Genomic DNA, 18,300 nt, shown 5'->3' on the forward strand with positions numbered 1-18,300 from the left:
GCAAGCTTTGCGGGGGCGGCGAAGCCGCCCCCGCGCCCCCACCGGAGGTGACGTTGACGTAGCCCAAGCCTCAAGGCTTATGCACATTACTTTAGGAGAAAGTAACCCCCATGGCAGCAACAAGTTCCGTCAGCTTGGAGGGGCTGGCGACCTATCAGCGGGCGGGTGATGCGGCAGCAGGGCGCATCACGGCGGCAGGGTACGGTCTGGATGCGGCGTTGGGGCCGTTTCACGCCCGTTGCGTTGAGTATCCGGTGCATGCGACACGCAATTTGACTGGGCGCATCTTTGGCTATGCGAACCACGAGGGTACGTTGGTGCGCCATGTGGCCGAACTGGCGCAGGCGTTCCGTCAGGCCGACAGCGGGTGGCTGGGGGCGATGTTGCCCGGCTTTATGCGTGCGTGGCACTACCGCGATCATTATGGCCGCGATGCGCCTACGGCACTCGTTGGCGCACTGAACCGTGATTTGGCGCTCAGGTTGCAGCATGTGCCCACTTTTGGTGCCGTGCGGCTCTATGATGCATGGCGCACCGCCAGTTGGAATGGGGCTGGTAGGAGCCTGAATCTGATAGCGCGGATTACCAATCGAAGCATTGCGCTCTCCGAATCACGCTGGCCCCAAGTCTTGCCCTTGGTCAGTGCGGTTTTTGCGGGGCCGATGATCATGGCAGGGCTGAGTGCCGCAGGGCTGAGTGTGGTGGGCGATGCCCCGCGTTGGCTCAATCAACCCGTCAATGCCCCCTCGGATCTGTTGCACCTCTCGCTCCAGGGCTTCTGGTATGAGGGCATGGCCCATCTGAACCCACAGCTTTTTCAGTCCTTGAGTGCCCAAGTAGACCAATTGAGTCTTGCTACGTGCGCTGAGTTGGAGCGCTGTACCCCCAGCGGACGTGAGCCTGAGGTTGCGGAGCGGATCGTTGATCCGCTGACTGGCGCATTGGATGTTGCTGCTGAACAGGTGTTTTTGCACAGTTTCCAGGCTGGTCAACGCTTTCAGCCCCAGGCTGCCGATGCGATGCATGGCGATCATAGTGCCATCAGTTATGCTCCGGGCGAGCAGGTGCGGCTCGAACGGCTCAATGCCGAGCGCGGTGATTACCGCATCAGCATTGCCGGGCTGAATCCCAATCAGCCGGGGGCGATCAACAATTTTGAAGCGGTGGCCATGACGGCCCAAGGCATCAGTGAGGGCAACCACTACTACGAAGAGGTACGGGCGCGCTTTCTCGCTGATCTTGAGCGCATTCCGCCAGGGAGTGTGCTGCACCTCCAGGGTCATAGCATGGGGGGCGGTATGTGCTTTCTGCTGCGCGACGATCCGCTGGTGCAGGCCAGCCTTGTGGCTGCTGGTGTGGTGATTGGCAGCATGATCACCTTTGGGGCGGTGCGGCCCCAGGGGCCAGCGGGCCAGGATCTGCCGCGTGAGGCGGGAAATCCCTTTGCCCATGCCGAGGAGCGCCACTATGTGGACACTGACGATAGCCTAGCACGCAATGTGGGCGCTGGCCATGTTGGTTTTGCCAATGTCTTTTTGCTCGAAAATAACCAAGTCAATGATCCTGTTTTTGCCCATGGCGATTATGAAAACCCCGAAAACTACCATGCTCTGCCGCCAGATCTGCAGCGCCTGCCCTTCGAGGTTGATCCAGAGAGCTATGAGGTCTATGCACCAACCAGTTTTGCTGCCATCCAGCTTGATGAGGAGGAGGAGGCTCAACCATGAGGCGGCCAAACTATGTGGATGTGCGCTGGGATCACGGGGCGGCCAATGCGGCCATAGGGGCCTGTATGCGTGCCGCCGATGAACTGGAACATGCGATGGCTGACTGCAACCGCGCCCTGACTCAAGCGCGTGAACATTGGCAGGGTAATCGCATGGAGCAGTTTCTGCAAGAGCGCCAAGCCCTTGATAGCCACGGACGTAGCCTCGCAAACGATTGTCGTGCGGCGGCCCATGCGATTGGTGCGGCGAGCCAGCAAGCCCACGCCGAGCAGCAGCGGCGCGAGCAGGAGCGGGCCGATTATGAGCGTTGGGAGCGTGAAGAGCGCGAACGGCGCGAACGCGAAGAGCGCGAACGACGCGCACGAGAACGCCAGCAACAGGCAGCGTAGGCAAGGCTTCGCCTGTTACATGAAGCCCCCGGCGGGGGGTTGGGGGAGGCAAAGCCTCCCCAAAGAAAACTCTTTTTGTTCCGTGTTGGCGGCTTCGCCGCCAACACGGAACAAAAAACGGGGTTTGGGGCGTAGCCCCAAAGTGGGCTTTAGGGCGGCAGCCCTAAACGTAAGGCGCATGAGGCCCATGCGTCGGCACCTCCGCTGCGGCAGCAGCAAAAAGCGTAACTTGGTTACGAACCATACCCTTAGGGAGAAAAAAACCCATGAGTACCCAAAGTTTCAACCGACCGCCACGGGTGCGTCCCCACTGGCTCGCCGAGCAGGTCGAATTGCCTGAACCGCCCGATCCGCCCGATCTGCCGCGTACCGATTGGCTGACGATGATGATCCCGTTGATGGGCGCGGGTATCTTTGCCGGTACGGCTAGTATCAATGGTACCAATCCGCTCTTTGTGGCTGTTCCCATGGGCAGTATGGCGATTATGACCTTGGGGGCGGGGTTGCTCAACCAGCGTGCGGCGCGTCAGCGTGCCGCGACGACCTATGCGGCGCGGAAGGGGTTTTTTGAGGACCATTTGGAGGCGGGGCGCAATCGGTTGCGACGGCTCTATGAGCAGGAGCGGGCGGCCCGTGGTTTTCTCTGGCCCCATCCGAGCGAGTTGTTGCTGCTGGCAGGCGCGACAACTAGCACGGCGGCTCCTGAATCCCGTCTATGGGAACGCCGCCCTAGCGATGATGATTTCCTTGATCTGCGGGTGGGCGCGGGCAGCCGTGCGGCTGCCAGTCAAGCCCGTGTGCCGCCGCCGCGCCCCGGTGGTACGGTGGACCAGCGGCTCTATACGTGCGCCGAGGAGTATGCCACGCTACGCCAAGTGCCAGTGAGTGTGCCTTTGGGTCGCGTTGGTTCGCTGGGCTTGGCGGGGGCGCGGGGGGCTACAACGGCCCTGGTGCGGGCGCTGCTCTGGCAGGCTGTCGTGCTGCACGCGCCGAGTGAACTGCGCATTGCGGCGCTCTGCGAGCCTGGTTTGGTCAATGAGTGGGAGTGGTTGCGCTGGTTGCCCCATAGTATCCCGTTGAGCAATGATTTGGCACCGGGGGCGCGTATGCTCGCGGGTAAGCCGGTGGAAGCGGCGCGCCTCGCTAGTGATCTGCTTGACCAATTGAGTCGGCGGCGCGAACGGGCCGAGGGGAGTGGCAGTATGCCGCTGCTGCTACCCCGCATGCTGCTGCTGGTGGATGGATCCGCCTTGGCCCATAGCTACCCGGCGATTGCCGAGGTGTTGCGCCACGGTGCGCCCTTGGGCATGACCGCGCTGCTCTTGGCCCCCACATGGCCCCAAATTCCCGAAGATTGCGGCGCTATGCTCGAACTGGAAGAGCAAGGGGCACGCTGGATCGAGCGTGGCGCCCAGTGGCCGCGTGAACGTTTTGTGCCCGATGAGGCCGACCTCGCGCTCAGTGATCGCCTCGCCCGCCGTCTCGCCGGGTTGCGCCTCGTTGAGAGTGGCGGTGCCCAAGACATCCCGCGCCGCGTGCGCCTCTTTGATCTGCTCGGTGTGCGCGAAGCCAACGATCTGCTGCCCCCCCGCGCCTGGGGCGAAACATTGTCCAAGGCGTGGGCCCCGGCTCCCTTTGGGGCCACCACCGACGCCGCTCCGATCTGCCTCGACCTGAACGAGAGCCGCCACGGCCCCCACGGGATCATTGCGGGGGCCACTGGGGCGGGCAAGAGCGTCTTGCTGCAAAGCATCATCGCTGCCCTCGCCGTGACCCACGCGCCCGAACGGCTCCAGTTGCTACTGATTGACTTCAAGGGTGGCGCGGCGCTGATGATGTTTGCACCGCTGCCCCACACCGCCGGGTTGGTCACCGACCTGGAGGGGCGCTTGGCTGAACGGGCGATGACCGCGATCAAGAGTGAGTTGCGCCGCCGCAAGGGGTTGCTCCATGGCCTTGCGACTGAACATGCCTGCAAGCTGGAAAATATTGCCGACTATCGTGCCCTGGCTGCGCGTGCCAACCTGCCGCCACTGCCCAACCTGCTGATTGTGGTGGACGAGTTTGATGAATTGGCCCGTGGTAACCCCGAATTTGTGGCCGAACTGATCCGTGTGGTCAAACAAGGCCGTAGCTTGGGTGTCCATCTGCTGGTTGCAACCCAACAGCCAGCACGGGCGGTGAGCGACGAGATCCGCAGCCAGTTGAGCTTCTTCATTGCGCTGCGCTTAGGCGATGCCGAGGATAGCCGCACTATGCTGCTCAAGCCCGATGCCGCTTTTTTGCCGAGCGACCTGCCAGGGCGGGCCTACATGCGGGCCAGTGGCGAAGTTCGCCTGCTGCAAGTTGCCCAGGTGACCGGCACCTACCGTCCTACGGAAGCGCAAGGGCCGCAGGTGAGCTTTCTGCGCGACGGCCACGAGCAGCGGGTGGGGCTAGGGTTGGAGCGTACATCGAATGATGCAGAGGCGAGCGACCTAGATGTGCTGGTGCATGCCCTGAGCGAAGCCGAACGCCTACGCGGCCCGGTCTACCCCGGCTGGCACGCGGCGCGCATTTGGCAACCGCCGCTGCCTGCCCGTTTGCCATTGAGCGCATTGGCAGCAGCAGAGCAGGGGGGCTTGTGCCAGGCGATTGGCCTGCTCGATCTCCCCCAAGAGAGCCGTCAAGAGCCATTGGTGGTTGATCTGGCCAAGAGCAACATGGTGGTGGTGGGGGCACCGGGTAGTGGCAAGACAACCCTGCTGCGAAGCCTTGTCTTGGGGCTTGCGGCAGCGCACACACCGCGTGAATATTGGTGCTACCTGATTGACGCGGGGGGCCAGGGGCTAGGCCCGCTGGCCGGGTTGCCCCATGTGGGCGCACACATCCAGGCCCGCGAAGCCGAACGGGTACGCCGCTTGCTGCGTTGGCTCGAAGCAACCATGCGCGAACGTCAGGAGTTGCTGCGGGCCGCTGATGCGCCCGATCTGGCGAGTTACCGCGCCCAGACGGGGCAGGCCATGCCGTCCATCCTGCTCGTGATTGACAAACTGGCGGTACTGCGTGAAGAGCTGCGCGACGCCAGTGGCGACGAACTGCTCAACGAATACCTGCTGCGGCTCTTGCGCATGGGGCGAGCCTGTGGCATTTACGTGGCGTTGAGTGGTGAGCGGGCCAACGATGTTGGCTACAAACTCTTGGCCCTGATCGAGACCCGTGTAGCATTACGTCAGCCAGAGCTCTACGACTACAACGAGCTACTCGGCGTGCGCGTCAGCGCCCAAATCCCCCCGACGCTGGCGGGGCGCGCCCTGGTAGCCCATCCCGACTATGGGGCGCTCGATGTGCAGTTGGCCCTGCCCGATCTGAGCCCGCCGGGTAGCTCAGGCGATACGGTGGGGAGCTTGGAGGGTGACCTAACCCAGGCGCTACGCGGCACAGTGGCACAATTGGCGGCGGACTGGGCCAAGCAGGCGACCACTGCTGATCCTACCCCACCCCCGATTGAGCTACTGCCCGAACGGATTCAGCGCAGCGAACTGGGGCCAAGCACGCATGCACAAAGCATAGAGCATGGTCTCAGCACCCCGATTGGACGCGAGAGTCTGGGGCTTGATGTGGCCTGGCTGCACCTCGACAGCGACACCCCCCATGGGCTGATCGTAGGGCCACGGCGCAGTGGCAAAAGCATGGTGCTGCTGAGTGCAGCCCTGGGTTTAGCCGAACACTACAAGGCAACGGAATTGGCCTTCTACATCATTGACAGCCCGCGCGGTGGTTTGCGGATGTTGCGTAGTCTAGCCCACTGCGCCCACTACGCCAACGATGACGCAAGTGCAGCAGCCCTCACCACAGCCCTTGCCGCCGCACGCAGCGGCGGGGCACCAGCGCGGCGCATCATCCTCCTCGACGACTACACCCTCTGCCGTGAGCGCATGCGCGGCCAACTGGCCCAAAACTACAGCGGGCCCCCCAACCTACTCGACGCCCTCTTGGAACTCGTGCAACTCGGCGGGCAGCATGGCGAACACCTACTGTTGGCGGCGGGCATGAGCTACCCCGACGACGCGCTGCTCAAAGCCTTAGACGGCTGCCGGGCTGGGCTGTTGCTCTGGCCGGGCCGCTACGATCCCGGCACACGGATCTTAGGCACCAACCTACCCCTCACCGAGCAGCGCGACGCCGAACAGCCACCAGGGCGGGCGCTGCTCGTGCGCGAAGACCAGCGCCAGATTGTGCAGATTGCGATGAGTTGAGGAGAGAGGAACATAGGAAATAGGAAAGTAGGAAATTTGTTAGCGCGAAGAAACTCTGGGCCGCGCCGCTTGGCTTCGACAGGCTGGTTTCGGCAGGCTCAACCACCGAGCCAGCGGCGCGGTGGCGGGGGAGGCTTCGCCTCCCCCGAAAAACTCTTTATCTTTCGTTTTGGCGGCTTCGCCGCCAAAACGTAAAGATCAAAGAGACGTTGGGGCGCAGCCCCAAGAGCGGGTTGTAGGGCGGCAGCCCTACGCGTAACGGGAGTGGGGGAACTTGGTTCCCCCACTCCCAACAAAGAGAAGAGACACCCCATGAGCAACCGCCAAGACAACCTAACCGTAACGCTCCACTGGCTCAATGCAGGCCAAGAGCAGACCACGACCGTCATGTGCGAAGACAGCCCACCAGCGCAACTGATGCCCTTGTTGCTGGCGGGCTGCGGCCTAGCGACGAACAGCGAAGCGTACCAATTGCGCGAAGGGGCAGCGGACGGGCGTGCGCTACGCGCAGGAATCGCCCTCAGCGCCCAAGGCATCCGCAGCGGCAGCCACCTCTGGTTAAGCGACCAGGGCAGCACACGGACAATCCGTTGCCTGATCAGCCTACCGGAGGGCGGCGAACTCCTTGCCCCGAGCAAAGGCATCACGCTCACGCGGGGCTGGTTGCTACAACTCCTAGCCCTAGCCAACCCAGCGGGCCACAGCCGCGAACTCGCCCGCCTAGAGCAACGCAACTCCGCGTTTGCCTACGTCTCAAAACGCCCGCACTGCGCCATCCGCCCCACGCCCCAAGGGGGATGGGTGGTGATCAGCGAACGCAACGACGTCGCCACACTGCTCAACGGCATCCGGCTAGCCCCGGGCATTCCTGCCAACATCAGCGATGGCGACCGGCTCACCTTGGGGGATGGGGGCGTAGGCTTGCGTTTGGGCCTGTTGGGGTAGGGAGGCTTGCCCCCCTACTCCTCACTATAGAGCGGCGTACTCAGGTAACGCTCGCCATTACTAGGCACCACAAAGACAATCAGCTTACCGGCATTCTCGGCGCGGCTAGCGACACGCAGAGCGACGAGAGCGGCGGCACCGCTTGAGATACCGACCATGAGGCCCTCTTCGCGGGCGAGGCGGCGCGCCATAGCAAAAGCGTCGTCGTTGCTCACCTGTTGGATTTCGTCAATCAGTTCGGTATTGAGCACATCGGGCACAAAGCCCGCGCCAATACCCTGGATCTTATGGGGGCCGGGAGCACCGCCAGAGAGTACCGGGCTGGCTTCAGGTTCAACCGCGACCACCTTAAAGCTAGGGCGGCGCGCCTTGATCACCTCGGCCACGCCGGTGATCGTTCCGCCAGTACCAACACCGCCAACCAAGTAATCAATCTGGCCATCGGTATCGCGCCAAAGCTCCTCGGCGGTGGTACGGCGATGCACCTCAGGATTAGCCGGATTCTGAAACTGCTGAGGCATAAAGCCATGGGGCAGATCGGCCAGAATCGCCTCGGCGCGGGCAATCGCCCCGCGCATCCCCTCTGGGCCGGGGGTCAAGACAAGCTCGGCGCCATAGCCGCGTAGCAACTTACGCCGCTCGACACTCATCGTCTCCGGCATGGTCAGAATAAGGCGATAGCCCTTAGCCGCCGCCACAAAAGCCAAGCCAATCCCGGTATTACCACTCGTCGGCTCAACCAGCACCGTCTCACCGGGGCGAATGCGGCCCTCGCGTTCAGCCGCCTCGATCATTGCGAGGCCGATGCGATCCTTAACCGAACTAGCCGGATTAAAGAACTCCAGTTTTGCCACAATGGTAGCTTGCGTATCATTGACCCGATTGAGACGTACCAACGGTGTATTGCCAACCAACTCGGTGATACTGTTGTAGATGTGTGTCATGAGAATCCTTGCAATTACATGCTGCATGCCCTAACGTCTAGCCGCCATTCCATTGTACCGTCGCACGGCGCTAAAGTCAAGTTCTTGCGTTATATTATTAAGAAATACACATAGGCTATACTATACCTGTCGGAGAGCGGATCAAAGCGCAAATGAGGAGGGCATGGCATGCGCGGACGGTCGGTACGCAAAACAGAGCGATCGGGTGGGGGGGAAGAAGCGTTGCGCTTGACGCGCTGCGCTGGCACATGGTTAGCCGAGCCACCTGATGGTGCAGAGGAGCAGCGCATCGCTGAGGCGGCCCATGTGTTGAAGGAGCAGCGCGCCCAGGCGACCGCCTTTTATCGTGATCCCGTCGCGGCACGCGCCTTTAGCATCAAACTCTTCCGCGACGAGCGCTTTGCGCCGCTTCATTTTGGTGATGCCCTGGTTGAGAAGATGATCGCCCAATGTGGCGAGCCGCCGGTCGTCACAGCAGAGACAGAAGAGCAATTCTCGAACTACCTGCGCGACGCCATTCTGGTAGTGGCGCTACCCAACACCCGCCGCTTGCTTGCTGCCCAACTGCGGCGCATGCTACCAGCCTATGTTGCGGCGGGCCAGTGGCAGGAAGCCATCGCCATTGACCACAACGCCTTTCGTACCTCATTGGGAACCGAAGTCACCCCCTTCTTGGCCCACATGGCGCTCGCAGGCCTTGCCGCCTACTACGAAGAGCATGAGGCATAGCAGGGCGGTAGCCCTAAAACCCGGAGCTACGTCCCAAATCCCGTTTTTTGTTGGGTGTTGGCGGCGAAGCTGGCAACACCCAACAAAAAATTTGAACAAATCCCAAAGCTCTGCTATAATGCTCCGCGTTGAGCGCCCCCATAGTCTAGTGGCCTAGGACGTCACCCTTTCAAGGTGAAGATCGCGGGTTCGAATCCCGCTGGGGGTACCAATTGTTTGCCCAACGGAAGAGGGGCCGCTCTCATTGAGAGCGGCCCCTCTTCCGTTAGAAAGACCAACAACTCAAAGATGGTCTCAGACTATAAAGAAAAGGGGCAATTTTCCTAATTGGACAAGGAAATTCTTGACATGATGAGTCTGGCTAAGTATTATGAGGGTTACCTGATAATTCGCTCCGTTTGCCACCGGAATGAGCCGGTGTTTGCAATCAGCACAGCGGAACCTAGCTAGCTAGACTAGGGATACGCTGGCGCACCTTTACAACTGCATAGGAGGCTACAGTGTTCGAGATACTCTGGGGTGCGCTGGCCCTATTGATTGGGCTGGCTGTTGGCGCCGGCCTGACCATTAAGTGGGTGAACCACGGCGCCAACGCCCTAGCGGAACGCAAAGCGGCTGAAGCTCGTCTGCTGATCGAAGAGGCCCGCTCACAGCAGAAGGAGTTATTGCTTCAGGCCAAAGATGATGCCCTGCGCATCCGTAACGAGGCGGAAGTTGAATTGCGCGAGGCGCGTCAAGGGTTACAGAAGCAGGAAGAACGGCTACAACGAAAGGAGGAGAATCAGGATCGTAAACTTGAGGGGCTGGAACGGCGGGAACGCCAGCTTCAGACCCGCGAACGCCAGATTGAACAGCTCTACCAAGAGGCAGAACGGCTCAAAGTTGAGCAGGTGACCGAAATGGAACGCATTTCGCAACTGAACCGTGAACAAGCACGGGCGATCATTTTGGCCCAGGTAGAGCGTGAAACACGCGATGATGCCGCACGGCGCATCCGTGAAATAGAACAGCATACCAAAGAAGAGTCTGAAAAGACGGCCCGCAAGATCATTGGTTTGGCTGTACAACGTTGCGCCAGTGACTATGTGGCTGATATTACCGTCTCGACCGTACACCTGCCCAGTGAAGAGTTGAAAGGGCGCATTATTGGCCGTGAAGGCCGTAATATTCGCGCCTTTGAGCAATTTACTGGTGTTGATATTATCGTTGATGATACCCCTGAAGCGGTAACCCTCTCGTGCCACGACCCGGTGCGCCGCGAGGTTGCCAGAGTTGCGCTGATTAAGTTGCTTAAAGATGGGCGCATCCATCCTTCCCGCATCGAAGAGGTGGTGCAAAAGACTCAAGCAGAGATTGATGCGATTATGCGTGAAGAGGGTGAGCGCGTGGCCTATGAGGCGAACGTGCAAGGGCTTCACCCCGATCTGATAAAGTTGCTGGGGCGGCTCAAATACCGCACGAGCTATGGACAGAATGTACTCCAACACTCATTGGAGTGTTCACTTCTTGCGGCCCATATGGCTGCCGAACTCGGCGCAAATATCAGCGTCGCCAAGACTGCGGCGCTGTTACACGATATTGGCAAAGCGGTTGACCATGAAGTTCAGGGGCCCCACGCCCTGATTGGTGCCGATATTGCCCGTCGCCTCGGACGATCACCGGCGATTATCCACGCTATCGCCGCCCACCACCACGATGAGGAACCAACCAGCGTTGAAGCCTTCCTTGTCATCGCTGCCGATGCGATCTCTGGCGGGCGACCGGGAGCGCGCCGCGAGACGTTGGATCTCTATATCAAACGCCTCGAAGCGCTTGAGACCGTTGCAACTTCGTTTACTGGTGTGCAACGCGCCTTTGCGGTGCAGGCCGGGCGCGAAGTGCGGGTGTTGGTGCAACCTGAACAGATTGATGATCTCGCCAGCATCCATTTGGCCCGTAATGTCGCCAAAAAGATCGAAGAGAGTTTGCAGTATCCCGGTCAGATTAAAGTGACCATTATTCGTGAGACGCGTGCCGTTGATTATGCCCGTTAAGGGTGCCACAAGCCCAACGAGCGCTGGTACTGCCGTTTTGGTGGCTTTTGCCACCAAAACGGTACAATATTACGTAACCATCCGCCGATGGGCTGTGGTACAATTCATCATGTGATGCTGTCGAAACCAGCAGCGCACAGTTGAAGGAGGGATGGCATGACCAGCCTTGAGACCTCCCCTAGTGAGCCGATCCACAATCTACCGTCCGACAAACAGGAGAATCGTATGAGCAATGCTCAGTCGGTGCAGACTGCGCGCGCCGTTGGTGCAAACAAGCCCCAAGCTGCTCAAACAGAGCATGTGGCTGAAGTGCTAAAGGTCTCGACGCGCTCACGCCCAAGTGCCGTTGCCGGTGCTATCGCTGGTGTTATTCGTGAGAATGGAATGGCCGAAGTTCAGTCCATTGGTGCAGGTGCAACCAACCAGGCTATTAAGGCGGTTGCGATTGCCCGTAGCTACCTCAACGAGGAGGGTATTGATATTATCTGTGTCCCTTCGTTCATTGATGTTGCCATTGATGAAGAAGAGCGCACCGCTATCCGGCTACTCATCGAACGCCGCTAACCTCCTATGCCGTAACCACAATCCTTACGTGTGGGGCGGCACACGTTGAAGCCTAGGTGCTTTAGCCCTGGGATCCGTCACAATATCAAATGAGGTCTCGCGTAGAGCGAGCCAGCTCTCACCAAGTTCGTGAGGGCTGTTTCTTTATGTCCGATGGCTTGGCCAGTCTACAACCCCGTTGGGCGCATAGGGTACCAGTGGTAACAGCCGGGCATCGCTCAGCTTCAGACGCACAGGTTGTGCCGAGAGCAGCATAGGGATGCCCAAGGCGCGTACCCATTCGTCATCGTCGGTGGCCTCATCAGGGCGCGGGCCAGCGCGATCCGTGATAACCGCAAGGTCGCAACGATCACAGGGCAGCCCGTAGCGCAAGATGTCGTTCGTTTCGAGGCCCAGCACCAACGCTTCGGCCTGCGGGTCGGCCAGGGCTTCGCGGGCCAGCGCAAAGCTGGCATCGGCCATGGTGTGGACCCGCACCCCCAAGGCAGCGGTGTCGGCTGCGAGCCGCTGCACCGCCGCAGTGCGCTCGTGCGCCCCGGTGACCAAGACCAGCGGCACGCTGCCTAGATGCTCCCACGGTGGCGTCGGGGGGCTCTGCGCCTCGCCCAGCTCCGCGAGGTCGCATTGCCAGCCCCGCGCCCCATAGCCAAGCTGCAGGTGCCCACTGCTACTCACAAAGCTAGGCAAGCCACGTTGCAGTGCCTCGGCCATAAGCTGCACCGCTGCCATCGGCAGACTGGCGCTGCGCCGTTGGCGCTGAAGTTTGGCCAGTGGCGCTTCACGATCCCAAGTGGCATCCGCGTTCGCCTTGGCAGTCGCGCACGCTACCACATATTCACAGAGCGCCGCACCCACGGTGGGCACCTCGCAACTGAAGAGCACCGACACCAGCGCGGCCCCCTGCTCCAAGGGGCGGGCGTCAACTTCCAAGCGCGCCAAGACCAAGCCAATTGCTTGGGCCGCATCCTTAATCGCGCCCCGCAACTCAGTGCTACGATCCTGATCACAATGAACCAACAACCAGACACCTGCGACTGGCCCCAAAATATTGGGGCCAGCATAGGCCCGTAGGCGAATAATTTGCATTGGAGGCATGGGAGGGTTCCTCATCTACAATCGAGGAGAGATACCGAGGATTGCACCACAGAGGCACCGAGGGCACCGAGGTGTTGTAGTAGAGGGGAGTGCCAACAAGGTGATTGCTTTGTTACAAACTTCTCTGTGTTCTCGGTGTCTCTGTGGTGAAATTCTCTGCATCTCTTCAAAAACTCTATAACTGAAAGAGGGCCATTCTGGGCATCCCAAGAGCCTAGCCGTGGCTATAGTTCATTAGCGATGAGCTTTGAGCAAGCGATGCAGATCATCCAAACAGACATGCTCGACCGTCACCCCATGTGCGGCAAGCACTTCCTGATACTCAAGCCAGTCGGTGTCAACCGCATTGATGATCGGGGGTGACGAATGTTGGGCGCGAGCGACGGCAACAAATTTGCGATCAGCACGATCAAACTGCTCCAAGGCGGGATCGTCAGGAAACTCGGCGAAGTCGCGGCCATCCGTGGTGGGCGTGATCGCGACGAGAATACATACCTGGGGATTGGCTTGGTTGTACCAAAGCCATTTGAAGAAGGCATCGCCTAGCCCCGGCTGGCCACTTGGGGCAAGATGCTTACGGTATTCTTGCAACATAAGCCCCGTCTGATCCAGACTGATGCGCCGTTCCGCCTGCATCAGACGCAAGGCGGAGATGCAGGCCAGTTGGCAAGCAGGGCTGACATGGGTGGCATGGCCGTTTGCGGTTATTGGCACGTTGGTATCTACGATGACGACGCGCTTCATACCCCCCCCATCCGTCGCTTCAGTGCGGCCTCTTGCATTGCGGCGATTTCGCCAAATTCATCACCGAAAAAATCTTTGGGCCAATTGGTGATGTTGCCGAATGGATCAAGCTCCAGGGTTTGTAGCTGCGCTGTGCCCTGCTGGTCGGTGCGGCAGAAGTAGAGTGCGGCCTGATCTGCGTGGAGTTGCTCTTCAGCAATGCGCCGCTGGAGCCGCCGTAACAGGTGTTCGCTGTGGCTCTCGAGGATGATCTGGATGTTGCGCGTCTTCATTGCGTCAATGAACACATCGGCTAATCCGGCTTGCACGCGCGGGTGAAGATGAATCTCTGGCTGCTCGAGGATAATCGTTGAGCCTGCGGGTGCATGGTAGCAGAGCGTGATCACTGGCAAGATCTGTGAGACGCCGAAGCCGACGTCGGTGATCAGTACTTCGGCTGCTTGCGCCGAACGCTGTATCCACACTTGGTAGAGTTTACTCCCCGGAGCGATGAGGCGCACCTCAAAGTGTTCAATCAGGCCAAGCTCTTTGAGCCATAATGCCACTCGCGCTTCAAGGGTCACCCGCTCCTGTTGCGGCCCATAGGCGATGGTCGCACCCGCCTCACGACCGGCCAGCAGCGCATCAATCACCCGCTCACCACGACGGCCCATATCGGCAGGTTGGGCACCGGCCCATGTGTACTGACGGCGGGGATAGTCGCGCAGCGGGCCGAGATAGAAAACTCGTTGCAAGAGTTGCTCAAGTTCGAGTTCGAAATCGGCGAGGAAGCCAGCATTTTGATAGTATGCGCGGGTCTGATCGGGAAACCCATAGCACTTCACCGGCGCTGGCAGACTCCAGGCGCGGCCACGGGTACGGATGAATTTAAACCCCGTCGGAGTGCTATACAAATCGTACTCCGACGGGTTTGAGCTTTTTTGGCGCATGCCAAACTCGTGGCCTGCAAATTGGTAGGCCAGTGTCGCAACGCTTGCACGGCCTTGCGCTACCGCAAAGGGCGACGCTGGGCTGCTGGCACCGTTTTCGCTCCAGGTGATCTGTGTGGCGAAGGTGAGGGTGTTGCCCGCGAAGAGCATTGCTCCTGGCTGGGCCGGATTCTCAATCTGCAGCGGCTGGGGCAATTGCCACGCGATCCGCCATGTCAGGGGCAGCGCCGGATCATGGCGGTGCAAGAGATCGGGAAGGACGCCTAACTCTACCATGCTATGCTCATCACCGAGATCCAGCACCTGGAAGCGATCCGATGATTCGGTGGTCTGTTTGAGCATCAAAAGCAGTTGGAGCAAGCTGGTTTTGCCCGAGCTGTTGCTGCCAAAGAGTGCCGTGATCGGCGCAAGGCGCAGCGGCCCAGTGGCGCACCATGACTTGAAGTGGTTGATTTCTAGGCTGGTAAGCATCACGTCTCCTACTTCTCACGCCGAGACACGTAATACCAATTGCCGTTGAACATGTCGCATGCCCAATGACAATCTAGCGCATTGAGATGCCATGCTCGGCTATCGGCTATCGGCTATCGGCTATCGGCTTTGGTATAGACCCGCACCACCGCGCGGGTCGCCGGTGACACTTTGGAGGCTAGGGCGGGATCGGTCGCCAACAGGCGTTGCAACAGTTCATCAGGTGTGATCTCCGGTTCGCGCACCGCTACTTGCACCCCTTCGACAATGACAACGACCGCTGCAGGCGCGGGGGCAGCAGGCTTTGCCGCCGCACGCTGGCCCAACCGCGCAGCCAACGCTCCAGCGATGGGCGCCGCGACACCAGTGATCAGTGCCAGCACGACATCCTTGTTGGCGGCTGCGCCCTCAGCCAATTGGCGCACCACCTCATAGAGATCACCCCCCATTGCGCCAGTATAGACCGGCTGCGGCACAAAACCCTGCGCCCGCAACGTCGCCAGCGCCGCATCCGCCAGCGCCGCCACCCGCACCGGATCGGGTTGCGTCGCATCGGCATCACAAAACTCGATCTGAACGGTAAGCTGATCAGCCATCAGAAGACTCCTTTGGGAGGGAAGGACGATACACCTAGCGGCGCATACGATTTCGCACGGCCCGTACACGAGCAGTTGCCATGAGCCAAGGCCAGCCAAGGCCGACGAGCCCTCCTAGGATTGCCAAGAGAGTAAAGCTATGTGGGAAATTTGGCAATATGTAGGTTATGAAAGGTACGAAGAGGATAACACTTAACAAAAAACCGATCTGCATACGCCAGATAGCTCTGACTAACCGCGTAGCAATTGCCCAACGCCAATAGCCGACCATGCCTACAATGATGATAGCACCTGCGCCAAACCAATCAAGCCCTACAGGGAGCCAAAGCCATATGAGCCCGGCACATAGGCCAGTCTCGATTAAAGCCTTCCAACGGAGGTTGCGAATTGCAGTTAAGGTAATGGCGGTGTCACGGTGGGGCTGGGGCAGCACGGCGCGTTGCATCGTCAAGGCTTGCTCATAGTAGTCGTGCGCCTCGGCGTAGCACCCCTCGGCCTGCGCCAGATTGCCCAGTTGGTGCAGAGTGGCGGCGGTGGAACGGTGGGGCTGGGGCAGCACCTCGCGTTTTATTTCCAGGGCTTGCTCATAGTAGTCGTGCGCCTCAGCGTAGCGTCCCTCGTTCTGCGCCAGACGGCCCAGTTCGTACAGGGTCACGGCGGTGTCACGGTGGGGCTGGGGCAGCACCTCGCGTTTTATTTCCAGGGCTTGCGCAAAATAGCTATGGGCTGCGCGGTAGTCCTCGCTCTCATACCAGACGAGTCCGGCGGCATGGAGGAGATCGGCATGGAGCGCATCAGTCGCGTTTATGCCCGCATCAAACAGGTGGGTGAGATGCTCGCGGAAGGCGGATGGGGTGTCTAGCTCTCCCTCATCATCGAGACGCTTGATCGTCTGGGCAAGGCCACTAGCGGCGTGGCGGCGATCAGTGGCTTGATCGGGGCTGACGCTCTGGGCATAGGCGATCATGAGGCGGTGGAGCCGGTAGTTGTCAGCGTTCCGCTCGATTAGCCCTAGCTCGCGCAGGCGGCGTAGGGCTTGTGCGCCCTGGTCGTGTTGGTCGCGTATACTTGGGTCGCAGTCGCCTGCCCGCAGCAGCACTTCGGCGCTGATTGGCTCGGGGGCGAGTTGGGCCGCTGCGAGCCAGATGGTGCGGGCGAGTTGGTCTTCTGCGCTTTGGTGTAGGCGTCCGTAACTTAGCGCAAAGGCGGCAACAATGCCGACTTGGTAGCCTTGGGGGAGACCTTCGACGAGCGCGGGGCTGAGGGATTGGTGGTTGACGCTGGTGCCGCGTAGCTCGGCGTGATATGCGGCGAGGCTGAGGCTGCTGCGTGCTAGGTAGGTTCCCGCTAAGTTGAGGGCGAGGGGATGGCCGCCCAATGCTTGCACTAATGTCGCTGCTGCTGCGGCCTCGTGCGCAGTGGTAAGGAGTTCCGCGATGGAACATTCGCGCTCGTCGGCACGGGGTTTGAGGAGCAACTCCTGGCTGGCTGCGTCGTGCAGGTTGCGCAGGGGCAACGCCTGCACGCCACTGGCGGTTGTCCAACGCTGCCGCCGCGTGGTGATCAGCACGCGGCTGCCTCCGCCACGCGGACGCCATTGATCGAGCAGTGTCGGATCTTCTAGGTTATCAAAGACCAACAAGCGCTGTCCCGGCCCTGCCCAAACCGCCTGCACCTGGGCAACTTGCTGCTGCAAGCTCAACCTTGGGGCGCGTGCCTCGTCGTCGCTACCGAAACGCAAGCCCTGCGTGGCCTCGTGCTCAGCATCGACAAAGAGTTGCAGGCCGCGCTGCCCGCCACAGGCCGCCACTTGCGCCGCAATCGTCTGCGGGTTCTCCATATTCAGCCAGAAGACCCCCTGCGGGAAGTGGTTGCGGTAGCGGTGGACAAACTCGATGGCGAGGCGTGTCTTGCCGATACCGCCAATCCCAGCGACGGCGGGCAGCAGGGCGGCGCTGGCCGGTTGTGCATCGGTGCCAAGCGCTGCAACTCCTCTTCGCGCCCAACAAAGCCGGGCAGGGGCGGATAGGGCATAATCCAGGGTTGGTGGCCGGAGAGTCTCATGTGCGCCCGCTCGGGGTAGTAGGCCAAGGTCGCCCCGCTCGAACGGTCGAAGCCGTAATCACCCGGTTGGCTCGCGCTAAGTTCAGCTTGCAGGTAGGCGTGAAGGCTCTGCCACGTTACGCGGCCATCTTCCAAGATAGCTTTGCCAAACAGTCCGTGTAGCCACATGGCGCTGTAGCAAGTGGTTTCAGCAGCTTCATACGCTTTGTGCAGCGGGCTCACGGCAGCTAACGTTTTGCGCATGCTTGCGCCGGTTGCGCCATCGCCCTCGGCGCTACGCTGAATGTTGAGCGCCACTTCGAGCCGCCGCCGCAAGTTCGCCACCAACGGATCGGGGGCCGCCTCACCAACCGCCCCAGCAAAACAGCAATCGAGCACCAACAGCAAGCGGTCGGGGATGGCGTGGCGCAACACCTTCTCCTGGAGCCACTGCATCGAGAGGTGCGCATCAGGGTCATCGCGGGCATCGCCAGGCCGAAAATTATGGGTCACCAGAAAGAGATCACTCTGCCCAGGCGCAAACTCAACATAGCGCCCGTGACCAACATAGTAGATCAGCAGGAAGCCATCCTCACCCGCCGCACGGCGCGCATCAAAGATCGCCCGGCGCACCGCATCCGTCGTCGCTGCCGCCCCCAGCAACGGCTCACCGCCATGGAGCCTAAAGCCACTCGCCACCGCCGTAAGCGCCTTGGCGAGCTGCATCGCCGTCGCTTCGGCATAACGCAACTCCGGCAGGTCACTCTCAGGGCCGCCGTTGATGCCGATGATGAGGGCGATGTTCGTTGGGTTCATCCTTCGCTCGGATCGATCCATTCTTTGAGATAGGGTC

Annotated in this window: 15 protein-coding genes and 1 tRNA gene; 9 read left to right on the plus strand and 7 right to left on the minus strand. The window is 60.5% G+C overall.

Translation table 11 applies throughout. The features are described 5' to 3' along the window. Window positions 1-110: 110 nt before the first annotated feature. The 5 genes from CJ255_RS08865 (at window position 111) to CJ255_RS08880 (ending at window position 7,299) form a co-directional block, all read left to right on the plus strand. Entirely contained in the window at window positions 111-1,727 is a 1,617-nt protein-coding gene (locus CJ255_RS08865) for a hypothetical protein (RefSeq protein ID WP_097643747.1), read from the plus strand. After that, entirely contained in the window at window positions 1,724-2,116 is a 393-nt protein-coding gene (locus CJ255_RS08870) for a hypothetical protein (RefSeq protein WP_097643748.1), read from the plus strand. Before CJ255_RS08865 ends, CJ255_RS08870 begins: the two co-directional genes overlap by 4 nt. A 266-nt stretch (window positions 2,117-2,382) precedes the next feature. Then, window positions 2,383-6,354, plus strand: coding sequence for an FtsK/SpoIIIE domain-containing protein (locus tag CJ255_RS08875; protein WP_097643749.1), 3,972 nt, complete (start codon window positions 2,383-2,385; stop codon window positions 6,352-6,354). Window positions 6,355-6,390: 36 nt separating this feature from the next. Further along, window positions 6,391-6,549, plus strand: coding sequence for a hypothetical protein (locus CJ255_RS23475; RefSeq protein ID WP_165774627.1), 159 nt, complete (start codon window positions 6,391-6,393; stop codon window positions 6,547-6,549). 117 nt (window positions 6,550-6,666) lie between these two features. Further along, complete coding sequence (locus CJ255_RS08880) at window positions 6,667-7,299, plus strand: FHA domain-containing protein (RefSeq protein WP_097643750.1); 633 nt, start codon at window positions 6,667-6,669, stop codon at window positions 7,297-7,299. 14 nt (window positions 7,300-7,313) lie between these two features. Here the strand turns inward: CJ255_RS08880 and cysK are convergent, their stop codons facing one another. Further along, on the minus strand, window positions 7,314-8,243 hold the full coding sequence (cysK, locus tag CJ255_RS08885) for a cysteine synthase A (RefSeq protein ID WP_097643751.1): 930 nt from the start codon (window positions 8,241-8,243) through the stop codon (window positions 7,314-7,316). 168 nt (window positions 8,244-8,411) lie between these two features. On the opposite strand from cysK, the gene CJ255_RS24405 reads away from it, so the two are divergent. The 4 genes from CJ255_RS24405 (at window position 8,412) to CJ255_RS24770 (ending at window position 11,569) form a co-directional block, all read left to right on the plus strand. After that, on the plus strand, window positions 8,412-8,972 hold the full coding sequence (locus CJ255_RS24405) for a hypothetical protein (RefSeq protein WP_097643752.1): 561 nt from the start codon (window positions 8,412-8,414) through the stop codon (window positions 8,970-8,972). A gap of 134 nt (window positions 8,973-9,106) precedes the next feature. Continuing rightward, window positions 9,107-9,183: transfer RNA gene (locus CJ255_RS08895), tRNA-Glu, on the plus strand. Between the two features lie 289 nt (window positions 9,184-9,472). After that, complete coding sequence (gene rny / locus CJ255_RS08900) at window positions 9,473-11,005, plus strand: ribonuclease Y (RefSeq protein WP_097643753.1); 1,533 nt, start codon at window positions 9,473-9,475, stop codon at window positions 11,003-11,005. Between the two features lie 156 nt (window positions 11,006-11,161). Beyond that, window positions 11,162-11,569, plus strand: coding sequence for a stage V sporulation protein S (locus CJ255_RS24770; RefSeq protein WP_097643754.1), 408 nt, complete (start codon window positions 11,162-11,164; stop codon window positions 11,567-11,569). A gap of 144 nt (window positions 11,570-11,713) precedes the next feature. On the opposite strand, the gene CJ255_RS08910 is transcribed toward CJ255_RS24770, so the two are convergent. The 6 genes from CJ255_RS08910 to CJ255_RS24410 all read right to left on the minus strand — a co-directional run bounded on the left by CJ255_RS08910 (window position 11,714) and on the right by CJ255_RS24410 (window position 18,263). Further along, window positions 11,714-12,664 carry a DUF4938 domain-containing protein gene (locus CJ255_RS08910; RefSeq protein WP_165774628.1) on the minus strand — a complete coding sequence of 317 codons (951 nt, stop codon included), beginning with the start codon at window positions 12,662-12,664 and terminating at the stop codon, window positions 11,714-11,716. 234 nt (window positions 12,665-12,898) lie between these two features. Continuing rightward, on the minus strand, window positions 12,899-13,408 hold the full coding sequence (locus CJ255_RS08915; RefSeq protein WP_097643756.1) for a hypothetical protein: 510 nt from the start codon (window positions 13,406-13,408) through the stop codon (window positions 12,899-12,901). Beyond that, window positions 13,405-14,808 carry an AAA family ATPase gene (locus tag CJ255_RS08920; protein WP_097643757.1) on the minus strand — a complete coding sequence of 468 codons (1,404 nt, stop codon included), beginning with the start codon at window positions 14,806-14,808 and terminating at the stop codon, window positions 13,405-13,407. The genes CJ255_RS08915 and CJ255_RS08920 overlap by 4 nt, the downstream gene beginning before the upstream one ends. Before the next feature lie 113 nt (window positions 14,809-14,921). Beyond that, window positions 14,922-15,404, minus strand: coding sequence for a hypothetical protein (locus tag CJ255_RS08925; RefSeq protein ID WP_097643758.1), 483 nt, complete (start codon window positions 15,402-15,404; stop codon window positions 14,922-14,924). Window positions 15,405-15,438: 34 nt separating this feature from the next. Continuing rightward, the gene (locus tag CJ255_RS08930; RefSeq protein ID WP_500681115.1) at window positions 15,439-17,244 is read right to left on the minus strand and encodes a tetratricopeptide repeat protein; all 1,806 of its coding nucleotides are present in this window, start codon (window positions 17,242-17,244) and stop codon (window positions 15,439-15,441) included. 2 nt (window positions 17,245-17,246) lie between these two features. After that, on the minus strand, window positions 17,247-18,263 hold the full coding sequence (locus tag CJ255_RS24410; RefSeq protein WP_245863280.1) for a caspase family protein: 1,017 nt from the start codon (window positions 18,261-18,263) through the stop codon (window positions 17,247-17,249). Window positions 18,264-18,300 lie beyond the last annotated feature (37 nt).

Source organism: Candidatus Viridilinea mediisalina, assembly GCF_002532535.1.
Taxonomy (GTDB): Bacteria; Chloroflexota; Chloroflexia; order Chloroflexales; family Chloroflexaceae; genus Viridilinea; species Viridilinea mediisalina.